Origin of the sequence: Aureimonas ureilytica (genome assembly GCF_001475935.1) — a bacterium.
GTDB classification, from domain to species: domain Bacteria; phylum Pseudomonadota; class Alphaproteobacteria; order Rhizobiales; family Rhizobiaceae; genus Aureimonas; species Aureimonas ureilytica_A.
Genome location: NZ_LDQA01000054.1, coordinates 1 through 11,500, shown reverse-complemented (window position 1 = coordinate 11,500; position 11,500 = coordinate 1). Strand labels below are relative to the sequence as shown.

Here is an 11,500-nt window from a genome sequence, read left to right as displayed (position 1 = left end):
AGCAAGGGCAAGGGGGGTGGTGCGGGCGCAGGGAGCGCAGCGACTGAGCCACGGCCCCCTTGACCGCGCGAGGGGCCAGCGGCCCCTTAGATAAGGGCGACAGCCCGCACAAACGCCCGGTAAAAGTCCTCTTGGAGCGAAACCGGGATGGTATCGTGTAGGGGAATGCACAGCGTCATGGTGCCGTTTCGGCGCACGGCCGGAACGCTATCCAGCTGGTCCAGGCGGACCCAGCACCCCTCGCTGCCGCCTGCGGGGTCCAGGCAGGCGAAATAGACAGTGAGATGGAACAGGCGGGCAAACACCCGCATCTTTCGGACTTCCTCCAGGTCGAAAATCAGGCCTTCGGGATAGAGCGTTTTGGCCTTCACATCGAACGCGACCAGGCCAACGCCTGGAATGCCGACCAGGTAATCCGGCCGCTTGATCTGCCCGCGTAAGGGCGCGGGCACGGTAAGGGGGGATTGCTCGACGTAGAGGTGGGGCAGCACGGATGCGTCCAGCCAGCGACGGAAGGTGTGTTCGGCGGCATGCCCTTTGGCGGCGTCGGCCGCGCGGATGCGCGGCGGGTGCGTGTTCTTGTTCACGCGGACTTATGGCGCGCGGGAAGCGGCGGCCCTGACGGGCCTGCACGCGCCGGCACGGGTGAGCTTTGCCGATGATGCGCCGGCGACGGTGCCGGCGGGCGCTCTCAATGACACAAAGGCGGTGCCGGTAGGCGGGACTGACCGGAGCCCATCACAAGGCGTAGGGAAGGCCTGCCGGGTCTCCGGGGGAGGGGTCAGGGGAGGCGAAAGCCTCCCCGTGGCCAACGGCCAAAAACGGCTTAGCCGTCACTATCTCGGGAGAATCCCGAATAGTGACGGCGACGGCACCAGCCGCCGCATTGGCGGAAATCCGCACCATACCGTGCCGTCAGGCAACTATCGCGGCGAGTGACATATGAGTGTTGCCCGAGCGAGTTCGACGCTCGAGCCCGGTCCCCGGATAGGGAAAATCAGCCGCTAAAGGCGCTCACGTTTCAACAGAAGGACTAGCCGCAATGGCATCAAGATCGTGCCGGGAAGCCCCGGAAAACCAGACCAACCGCATAGCTCCACGAGTTCAGCAGAGGTAGCCCGACAGAGGCAAACAACACGAAAACCGCGACAAGGATCGCCCCAGAAGGACCGTAAAGACAGGACGGCCGCGGGGAAATCCGCGGACGACGATTGTAGCGAATTTGCCCGGTGAGGCGGCCCGTACAGCCGCATTAGCCAGCCACTTATGCCCCTGAGGCATGCTTCCGACACCCAAGGGTTCGGCGGCTCGCAGAAGCACTAAACGAATGAAAGCCCCCGGCCATGGACGCATTGGCAAAGAGCCTGAAAGTGATGTGCGAGCACAACGCCGATGGTGCATTCACGACACAGGACCAGCGCGCCCGTGGGCTATCCATGATAGCCCATGAGCTGCGCGCCTTGGGCTATCAGGTGCCGGACGCTCGGAACCTCAAGCCCAAACACATTGAAGTCTTAGTCCGCCACTGGAAGGCGGAACGCCTGTCCGGCGCGACCATCCGCAACCGCATGTCATGGCTGCGCTGGGCCGCTGAGAAGGTCCGCAAACCTAACATCATCCCGCGCGATAATGCCGCTTTAGGCATTGAAAGCCGCTCCACCTATCGGGGCCAGAAGGCTACCGCGACCCCGGCCGCCAAGCTGGCGGCTCTGCCGGATGAACGCATGCGCCTGGCGGTGCGGCTGCAAATGGCCTTCGGCCTGCGGCTTGAGGAAAGCCTGAAATTCCGCGTTTCGGTGGCCGATAAGGGCACGCTTTTGACCATGCAGGGGTCGTGGTGCAAAGGTGGGCGCACGCGCTCGATGCCGGTTCTTATCCAGCAACAGCGCGATCTTCTGGACGAATTGCACCAGGTCTGCGGCGACGGCTCGTTGGTGCCCAACGGGGTCAAATTCGTCACCTACATGCGCCAGATGCAGCGTGAGGGCCTGAAAGCCAAAATTCCAAGCTTCCACGAACATAGGCGCTGGCACGCCCGCTGGAGATTTCGCACCATGGCGGGGGTGCCGTGTCCAGCTGACGGCGGCCCTCTGCATGATGATTTGAGTCCTGCAGAACGCGCCCGCCTCGATGCCGTGCGCTTGGAAGTCTCGCGTGAACTCGGCCACGGCCGCATTGACGTAACCGACGCTTACCTGGGCTTCCGTTGGGCCACCAAAGGCGGTGCGAAATGACGGATATTCGCTCCAAACCTCAAGCCATGCGGCCGGAGTTGGAAACCCTTGCAGAGGCAACCCGCTGCCAGGTGGCGCTTGAACTGTTTGACCTGGTGAAGGTCAAATTGGCCGTTACCAAAGCCGCCAAGGCGGGAAGGCTCACCTATGTGCTGCGCCCTCCGGTGCCATTGGATTTGCGCGGCACGCCAGCGGCGGGCAAGCTCAAGGAATGGGCCGATAAGGAAGGCTTGACGCTGGATTGGGGTACGCCCGAACCCGTTATGGAAGGCGGTTTTGAAGTCGCTCGCCTGGTGCCCGTAGCGGTCGGCTGGGGTGCGCCCCGCCTGGTTGTCGGTGACGGAAGTTAGCCGAATGGGCCGTTGCCCATCAGGTCTTCAAACAGCGGCCCGTCCTTAGCCTTTTCCTTCTCCTGGGCGCGCCGGTTGCGCATCATATCCTTAGCACGCTGGCGCTCGGCTTCTTTGCCTGTGGGGGCCTGGGCAGGCTGCTGCCGATCGGCAGCGGCGGCCTGCGGTTTTTCCGGTGTTGGGGCATGCTCCCTGGCGCGTTCAGCCTCTCGGCGCGCTCGCATTTGGTCCATAGCACGCTGTTGGGCGGCCCCTTTGTCCTGGTCCGGCCTTGGCGCTTGCGCTTGCGGCGCGGGCTGGGGCTGCCGTGGCGGTGCGGGTGGTGACGTGGGGCTAGGCTGCACGGGCTGATGGCTGCGCGGCGCTGCCGGATGCGGCGGGGGCGGTCGATGCGCGGCCTGCTCCGGTGCAGCCGCCTGAGGCGTGGGTATTGGCCGCGCGGCTTGAGGTTGATGCGCAGGCGGCTGGTGGGGTTGCGGTGCAGCTGCCTGCGGAACTGGCGTGGGGCTATGACGTGGTTGCGGGATAGGTGCTTGGCGCTCCTGGCCCATGTTCGGCGTTGGGGTCCGGCTTGGTGCTGGTGGCACGACGCGCGGCTGCCTACTGGCTTCGCGGGCGGCAGCCTGCTCGCGTGCTTTGGCTTCCCATGGCCGCAACCCGGCCGAATAAGCCGGGGCCTGCGGCTGTTTGGCGGCCTGCCCCATGCTTCGATCGGCTCCCTGCTGGAAACGGTCCATTTGGGCCGCGCGTTGGTTCTGGTAGACAGGGCTGGGAACCGGCCTGGGCGCGGGCACCTTGCGCGGCGCGGGCGGCTTTACCTGCTGCATGGCATTACGCAGCATGCGTTCCCGGTGGTTGGCCTCCAGCTGGCGCGCGGCCAGGGGGGCGAGATATTGGCGGGCGTTCGTCGCATCGTTGCGCCGACCGTTCGCGCCTCGGACGTATCCGCCTCGGCTGAGAATGGAGCCAGGGCGACGGCCAAAGGCCTGCGGCTTGTCGGACAGCCGCTGTAGGGCGGCATTCAGGCCGTGCTTTTTGGCGTATTCGTGGAATTTCCCATAGGCCTTGCCGGGGTCGCGGTAGGCTTGGGAGAAAACGTCCAGGAAGTAAGCATCGGCCAGCTGGGAGGCCATTCGCGCGTCGGCATGGTCCTTTTTCAGGGCCTCGTAAATCTGACTATCCTGCTGCGCATGCTCGGCTTTTTGCTGCTCATCCATGGCGTTTTCCCTTGCGCCTTCGTGGCTTCGGCCCATACTTTCAGCATGCTTAAAACTTATTCTCTCTTTGAGGGCGTCCTGACCTGGGCGCTCGGGTCTACCGCCGATAAGGTGGGCGACTATTTCGCTCGGCGTTCCCCCAGCAACCCTATCCGGCGTTGGCTCGAAAATGGAGCCGCCAAAGAGCGCGCCATGCGCGCTGAGTTCCGGCGCACGGCCGATGCGCAAGCCTGGTTCCGGGACATCCCCTGGGAAAAGCCCCTTCGCCGCCGCTGGCGCTAACGGGTAGCGTCGGGCATCCGACGCAAAACCGCGCTCTGCGAACTCCCGGAACTGCCGGTCAGCGTCGATCGCGTGCCAGAAGTCCGTTTCATTCTCAGGCGCTCGAATGGCCCGGTTATAGCCGGGCCTGCTGTTGTTTCCGTCGATCGCTGGATAATCCACGGTGCGTTCACGCGACCGCGCGCCAGGGCCATTGCGCCGGGTTCGCTGGCGGCTCTCGGCGGGTTTACCCTTGGCATCCATGGCCCGACTTTTCGGGCCTTCATGGATGGTCGGCGCTCGGCCTTCGCCCTGGTCGCTAAGGCTGCGCCGGTCCACGCGCTCCCCCCGTCCGGCACGCTCCAAGGCCTCGTTGGCGTGCGCTTCCCATAGTTCGCGCAGGCGCTCGGTGCTGCCCTTTTCGCTCAGCTGGGCAACCCGTTTCCCGGTCTCGTGATCGCGGTCTCGGAAGACGATATGCGCGTGTGGGTTGTTCTCGTCTTTGCCCTTGGTATGAAAAGCGGCGAGCCATCCGGCCCGCCCTTGGGTGACTGTCCGCGCAAAGTCGCGGACCAGCTGGACGCGCTGGGCGTCGTTCAGTTCTCGCGGCAGCGCGACCATAACCTTGTCCAGGACACGGGCGTTTGCCCGGTCCCGGTCCTCAATTTCGCGGAAATGGTTAGCGGCACGGCCGGGGTTCTCGGGCAGCCGTTCGGCCATGAAATGTGATAAGGCAGACTTACGGGAGATATAGCGAATGTGCGCGCTGGCGGTGTACGGCCGCGCCTGCGTGGTCTTTCCAATCGGCTCATGGTGCAGGCTATAGATGGCCATGCGAAAGCCTTTCCGGGGTCGGAAAGAGCGCCGGGTTTGCCGTGCAAACCCATAAGTGCGCTCTACTGACCCGGCCACCGTAAAAACAGGCACAGGAAAACGCAAGGCAGGCCCTCACCAAGAGGCACAAGCGGAGATCCGCCGTAGGTGGATCTGGCGTTCGCTGGACGGTGCCGGGACGGTGCAACGCGCGGGCGTCACGCCCTCTTTAGAGGGTGGCGCAAAGCCCGCGCCGGGGTCCGGGGGTATCCCCCGCGCGGCCGGTTGTTCGGCCTCTTGCTAAGCGTGTGGCGGCATGTGGAAATGCCCTAGGGTAATCCTGGGAGGGACAGGCCATGAAAGAGTGGCTGTTGGGAATGGGTAAGAAGGCCATGGATGCGGGCGCGGCCCGCCTGGAGGACGAAAAGCAGCGGCGCGCCGAGCCGCCGCTGACGATAGCGGAGGACAACCAATACGCGCGGTTTGAGCGTATCCGGGGCCTCGTTCACATGGACATGATGAAGGCTTTGCCGCCGCATCCAGGCGAGGTCACATCGCGCAACCGGCGCGAGGTTCGGGCCTTTCTCCAGTCACCAGCCTTTGCCGATGCCGTAGCGTTTGGCGAGAAGGCACGCGACGACAGGCAACGGCGCGATCGGGAACGGGAGTTAGCCGACCAGGCCGAGCGATTGGCTGCCATTAACAAATTCTACGACAATGAACTGAACGTCATATCGGTGCCGCTGGACATGCTGTGGGCCAAGGTTTCCAGCATGGAAGCCGTGGCCCTCTCGCAGGAATTCAACGATGAAGTGACCCGCTCGCAGACGTTTACCGGGGGCGGGTCCGGCGAACAGCGCCTGCTTGAAGCGGTCTCGATTATGAGCCAGGGCAGCAAGCTTAGCGCCGGGATGAACCAGAGCGTTATCAAGCGCACCCTGCGCGACTTCCCGGAAGGCCACCGGGCCATTCTGCGCCTGGCGGAAATTCTCCAGCATTTCGGCCGCCTCACTGAGGACCAGCGTTACAAGATCGCGCTACCGTTGGCCTGGAATGAGGGAAAATCGCAGATTGAAGCGCCTAAGTCCGTGAGCGGACCCCGTGAGCGGGCCGCGTTCATGGGGATTCTCAGCCGCACGATTTTGTCCAAAGCCGGGACGGCTGAAAGTGCTGTGGAGACGGTCCAAAGCGCCTGCCGATCGGCCATGGATGGGGGAGTGCCGAGCATGCAAAAAGAGGTTTTGCAGCGTTACCTCTACAGCGGCACCCAATGGCTGACGTCAGATGAAGCCGTGAAGCTGGCCCCCAATGGGGCGACCGATACGGCCTTGCGTTTGGGCGGCTTGCCGGACGGCAAGGAATTGCTGTTCGATCTGAACGAATCCTTGGCCACGATCGCCCCGCCAGGGTCGGGCAAGTCCACGTCTCACGTTATCCGCAACCTGCTCTACCTCAAGGCCCCGGCCGTCGTGCTGGACATTAAGGGCGAGGTCTACGGCGCCACAGGTGCGTGGCGCCAGGAAAACGTGGGGCCGGTCTACAAATTCGCGCCGACTGACCCGGCAAATTCCCTGCACTTCAACCCGTTCGATTTTATCTCGACCGACCAGGATGAAGCCTACGACCAGGCGCAGCGCCTCGCGGAGCTTCTGACGACGCCACCGGACGCCAAAAAGGGCGGCTCGGACCCTTATTGGGACGAACGGGCGCAGATGGTCATAAGCGCCTTCGTGCTGCATGTGGCGCTGACGGCTGAGGGCTCTGCCCGCTCGATGGATACCGTCCTGGAAATGCTGGCCGGCAATCCGCTGGGAGGCGATGGCACGACTGGACCTTATGACGAAACCCTGTCGGCTATGATGGTCAGCGATGTGTCGCGTCTGCGGCGCATCGCCAATGCGCTGTTCTCCCTCCCGGACAAACAGCGTGAAAGCGTGTTCGACATGGCCCGCAATGCGCTGGACATATGGGAATCCCCTTCGATTGCACGGCTCACCAGGCGCACCACGTTCCGGCCGGAACAGCTGCGGGCTGAAAACGCCACGCTCTACCTGTGCGTAGACCTGCCGGACGTGAAGCGGTTTAGCTCGGTTCTTCGGGTGCTATTGGGCATGACCATTACGCACCTCTGCACGGCCAAGCCGGAATCCCAGGCAAAGCCGGTGACGGTGTTCCTCGATGAAATGCCCCGGCTGAAGCGCATGGACGTGATTGAACAGGCCTTGGAGACGGGGCGCGGGTTCGGGGTCCGCATGTGGCTGTTCATGCAGAATTTCGGCCAGTTGGAAACGATGTACGCCAATGCGCGGGGCATGCTGAGTAACTGCATGGTCCGCGCCTACATGAACCCGGAGGAAGACACCGCCGTTTGGCTTTCAAAGCATTTGGGCGAGCAAAACGGGCTGCTCGATGGCCAGCGCAAGCCGCTGATACCCGCCTACACGCTGACGGGCAGCGAGTACGCCGACAAAATGGTGCTACTGATCAACCGCACGAACAATGCGACGTTGAACAAGCGCCCTTATTTCCAGGATGGGAATTTGACAGGTCGCGCGGCGTCTTGATCGGGCTGAGGGCTGGCGGCTCTGCTGCCAGCCCTTCCCCTCGAATGCCATGGGCCTGCATTCGCATTAGGACGCCCGTAGAAGCGTTTTCTGGCCTATAATGGTAAACGGTCTATCAGGGATGAAAAAACGCGCCTATGGGCCGCTTATGGCCTCCCTGTCGTACCTTATGCGCTGGGCTGCTGTCGGAAGGGCGTAGGCACCTCCGTTTGGTCCCTTACCTTTTCATCATTCATCAAAAAAATTTATCGCGCACGCGCTTTTTCTGAAATTCTGAATAGGTTTTCTGAGAAGGGCTTTCTGTCAGACGTTTCTGAATCTTTCTGTTCTATATAGAGGGCGCGACCAACTCTGCGTGGATAGCGCGACCAACTCTGCGCTAGAGCGCGACCAACTCTGCGTAGATTGAGGAGGTAGCGCGACCAACTCTGCGTAGGGGCGCGACCAACTCTGCGTAGCTCGAAAACAAGCCCTTGATTCAGCTGTAAAAGTTTTCGCAGGGGGCGCGACCAACTCTGCGTAGCGATTTGGAGCCTGAACCGGCTGCTGCGGCTGTTGAAGCGCGCGACCAATTCAGCGCAGTTAAGTCACTGCGAATGTTGGCCTTTTAGCAGGGAAAGCCTAGGATTTCCGGGAAATGAGCGTGCGCTTGGGGATAGCTAGGGCGGTGCTGTCCGCCTGGTCCATTTCCAAGCCGCGTGCCGTGAGCTTCACCGGCAGCTTGGGAAACAACTCTTTGATGCTCGCCAAGTCCTCGGCCAGGTGCGCGCGGAAGTCCCGGTCACGGGCAAAGCCCTCACCAAACTGCTCCTTGAGAGGCTTCCAGTCCAAAACGAAATGGTCGTTCAATCGGGTGATGCGGTAGGTAATCCAGAACAGAAGGTCCAGGCGGCGGGCGGACCCGGAGAACGCCTTGAGCGCCCGAATGTCGATCGGCAGGGCGTGGTTCTTCAACTCGTCAAAGTAGCGTCGGGAAAACTCGATCTTGGACGGCCAAAGGCTCCGCTGGGCGGGGTCTTCTCCGAACCACAGTTCAACCTTCTCCAGCGGCTTCACGTCCACCATGGCGGAACGGGTGCCGTCCCAGGCGCTGAATTCCATGCGGCAGGCTGCCAGGGCGCGTAGCTGCTCCTTGAACGGTGCCAGGGAGCCGCGTTCGCCACCCGTGACGGTAAAGCCCATGTCGTGCATGAACCCGGAAAGGGTGTCGGCGGTCTCGACAATGGGGCTATCGTTGCGCAGCGCCTCGGTGGACAGGTGCGCCATAATCAGGCGCGCCTTCGGCCCCCATGGAATAGGCTGCTGTACGCGCTCGCCGCTGGGGTCCATCAGCCAACCGGCCGTCACAACAACCGACATGCGGCCTTGGCGGCGTTCAAATTCGCGCTTGTCGGCGGCGAGGCGGCGGTAAGGCAGGCCACAGATGGCCAACGGCGTGGGCAGGAAGCGCAGGCCGTCAGGCGCTGGGCCTTCGGTCTGGATAACCTCCCGGATGATGGCGCGGCGGCGTTGCTCGCGCGGCATCGCCGCCAAGGCTGACCGTTTGGCCTCGGCCTCGGCTGCCGCTCGATCGCGGTCGGCCTGCATCCGCTCCAATGCCCGGATATGCGTGTCACGAAAGGCCGGACTCTCGGTCTCGGTCTTCGCAAGCTTCTCCAGCAAATCGGGGTCGCGGATATTAGGCGGGTTCACAGGCTGATTTTTACGTTGATTCGGTTGGCTTGGGAATTCGGCTGCCCATTCGGGTAGCAGAAAACCGGCGTTGTGGTCGTTACCCGGCTGCACCATGGGACCATGGTTTTGCGGTCCCATGGCTCCACGGTTCTTAGCCGTTGGTCGCCCGGTAGTGTTCCCACATCACCTGGAAAAGGTCGCTCATGCTCATATCGCGCTCGGCGGAATAGGCCTTGAAGGCACGGCGCATGTCGGCCGGGATTTGCACAGCCAGCTGGACGCTGCCCGTACTTGGGGCCTTCTGCGTGTTGGGCAGGCTGACGACTTCGGCAGGAAGCTCGCCCTTGGAGCCTGCGCGCTTTGACGGTTTGGCAATGGATAGGGCGCTCATGCGGCTTTCTTCCCTTTGGTCTTTTTAGTCTCGGCCTGAGGCTGTTGCAGCGTCTCCACGATGGAGGCAAAGCAGCTGGTGGCGCGCTCGTTCAAGCTTGGGAATGCCGTTTCGGTCATAGCCATGCCAAGGTCGCTGGCGCGACGGAACGCGGTGCGCTCCGGGAGTGACCCCGTTGCGACCCGGAAATTTGTGCGCTCCAGATAATCGCGTGCCTCGGCCACTTCGGCGTCACTGTCGCCGGTGCGGCTGAGGACAAACACGATTTTCTCGACCGGCACGCCCTTGGCTTTAAGCTCTCGGGCGAGGTTCACGGCCGGGTCCAGGTCGTCCTTTGCGGTGCAGGTCGGAATGACCACGATATCGGAAGCGCGGCTCATTTCCAGCGTTTGGGCGGTGGCATGGGGTGCCCCGTCCAGCACCATCACGTCCAAGCTGGCTGCATCGGCGAGGGCCTTCTCCACCCTCTGATAAGCCTCGACCCGGATTTCCGGCGTGTGCTTGTTCTTATGACGGCGCTGCATCCAGGCAAACGACGTGGCTTGCGACACGTCCATGTCGGCAATTTTCACGTCCCAGTTTCCTGGCATGCGGGAAAACTCGGCGGCAACCAGGCGGGCGACGGTGCTTTTTCCGCACCCTCCCTTCTGCGCCACAACGCTGATGATGTAGGCCATAGGCTTGCTTTCTTCGGTTCCGTGGTCCCGCAAAACCATGGGACTGCGGGACCATGTTCCCCTGATAACCTTACTCCGAGCTTAAAGGGAACCGTGGAGCCGTGGAAACGCGGAACCCCTGTAACGTGGTAGCCACAAACCATGGCACTGCGTTTCCATGGTCCCATGGAAACAAAAAACCACGGGACCGTGGTTTAGTGAGTGGTGGCTTGGATAGGTGGCCTATCCTTCTACGGGCCAACAGGGGTCGGGGCGTTCAGCTGCGGGGTTGATCGGCTGTACGTCTGTCCAGCTAGGCGGCTTGATAATTAACTGGCCGTCTGCCTTCGTAACCGTATCGGGGAACTGAGCGTTATAAAGGTCGCCATCATCGATATAGACCACGAATGAGCCGACCCTAGTAAGGCTGGCGGACGGAATCACAGCCTCAGAGCCGCGCGAGCGCCGTGGAGCGACAATCCCAACCGGCTTGCCCACTTCTTGCGTCACAATGCGGATGGGTTCGATAAGGTCGGTGTCGTTGGAAATGACAAGGGCTTCATCAAAGCGCCCCATGAGGGCGTCACGGACCAGGTGAACGCCTAGGTTCACATCGCTGCCTTTCTCCTCGACCTTGGCCACCTGGACCACGCGAGGGGCGGGGAGATTCCAAACGTACTCGTCTGGCTTCGCTTTAGGCGGCTGGCTGAGGAAGGCCCATTTTTTGCTGAACAAGAAGCGCCCGTGATGGATGCTGATTTCCGGTACTGTTTTCAGGGCCGATAGATACAGCTGCTGCTTACGGGGTGCGTCTGCATCGATCTTGGAAGAAACGCGGGCTGTATAGTAGTTGACGCTTTCGACCGTATTGCCTGGGCTGACAAGCAGGTCAGCAAGTGCCTTCAAGTTAAGCCAGCGGAATTCGCGCTGCCTCTGCAATCTCATATGGTAAAGATTGAAACCGTCGATATAGACAAACGTGCGCATGCGAAAAGGTTTGCCACAAAACTCAAAAGCCGCCAAGGATTTCTCCTAGACGGCTCTTGGACCGACAGCACGCTGCCGGTGGGTTCGACAACGTTATGGGGAGATGTAGCGTTAAGCGCAACCCCATCGTCTCAAGCATGCTAGTGACAACGTCACTGGGTGACGTTGTCACTAGCATGCTCACAAGGCTTTGTCAATCGGCTAAAAGCGGCGTAAATCCTTGACTTTTTCCCCAATATGAAACGTTATTTTGTTGCAAAAAAGGAAATGCAACATGGAAAAGGCGCTTAGCTCGGCCGCTTATGAGCGTCGCTTGCAACAGGAAATCGAATCTCTCAACGGTAGAATCACGG

At 61.7% G+C, this 11,500-nt stretch carries 9 protein-coding genes; 3 read left to right on the top strand and 6 right to left on the bottom strand.

The genetic code is table 11. The annotated features are described in order from the left end of the window. Window positions 1-86: 86 nt before the first annotated feature. Entirely contained in the window at window positions 87-587 is a 501-nt protein-coding gene (locus tag NS365_RS18615; protein WP_058601802.1) for a hypothetical protein, read from the bottom strand. 756 nt (window positions 588-1,343) lie between these two features. Between NS365_RS18615 and NS365_RS18610 the strand changes: the two genes are divergently transcribed. Both NS365_RS18610 and NS365_RS18605 read left to right on the top strand, forming a co-directional pair. Beyond that, entirely contained in the window at window positions 1,344-2,234 is an 891-nt protein-coding gene (locus NS365_RS18610) for a phage integrase N-terminal domain-containing protein (protein WP_058601801.1), read from the top strand. After that, entirely contained in the window at window positions 2,231-2,584 is a 354-nt protein-coding gene (locus tag NS365_RS18605) for a hypothetical protein (protein ID WP_058601800.1), read from the top strand. The genes NS365_RS18610 and NS365_RS18605 overlap by 4 nt, the downstream gene beginning before the upstream one ends. On the opposite strand, the gene NS365_RS23770 is transcribed toward NS365_RS18605, so the two are convergent. Next, window positions 2,581-4,896 (bottom strand): MobA/MobL family protein, encoded by a 2,316-nt coding sequence (locus NS365_RS23770; protein ID WP_082684714.1) that lies wholly within the window; start codon window positions 4,894-4,896, stop codon window positions 2,581-2,583. The two genes, NS365_RS18605 and NS365_RS23770, sit on opposite strands and share 4 nt — an antisense overlap. A gap of 335 nt (window positions 4,897-5,231) precedes the next feature. Between NS365_RS23770 and NS365_RS18580 the strand changes: the two genes are divergently transcribed. Beyond that, window positions 5,232-7,439, top strand: coding sequence for a type IV secretory system conjugative DNA transfer family protein (locus NS365_RS18580; RefSeq protein ID WP_058601795.1), 2,208 nt, complete (start codon window positions 5,232-5,234; stop codon window positions 7,437-7,439). Window positions 7,440-8,060: 621 nt separating this feature from the next. On the opposite strand, the gene NS365_RS18575 is transcribed toward NS365_RS18580, so the two are convergent. From NS365_RS18575 to NS365_RS18560, 4 genes are all read right to left on the bottom strand, one after another. Next, window positions 8,061-9,227, bottom strand: coding sequence for a replication protein RepA (locus NS365_RS18575; RefSeq protein WP_193753484.1), 1,167 nt, complete (start codon window positions 9,225-9,227; stop codon window positions 8,061-8,063). A 37-nt stretch (window positions 9,228-9,264) separates the two neighbouring features. Next, the gene (locus tag NS365_RS18570) at window positions 9,265-9,504 is read right to left on the bottom strand and encodes a hypothetical protein (protein WP_058601794.1); all 240 of its coding nucleotides are present in this window, start codon (window positions 9,502-9,504) and stop codon (window positions 9,265-9,267) included. Then, window positions 9,501-10,181 (bottom strand): ParA family protein, encoded by a 681-nt coding sequence (locus tag NS365_RS18565; RefSeq protein ID WP_058601793.1) that lies wholly within the window; start codon window positions 10,179-10,181, stop codon window positions 9,501-9,503. Before NS365_RS18565 ends, NS365_RS18570 begins: the two co-directional genes overlap by 4 nt. A 222-nt stretch (window positions 10,182-10,403) precedes the next feature. Continuing rightward, window positions 10,404-11,183, bottom strand: coding sequence for an NYN domain-containing protein (locus tag NS365_RS18560; RefSeq protein WP_153003849.1), 780 nt, complete (start codon window positions 11,181-11,183; stop codon window positions 10,404-10,406). Between the last annotated feature and the right edge of the window lie 317 nt (window positions 11,184-11,500).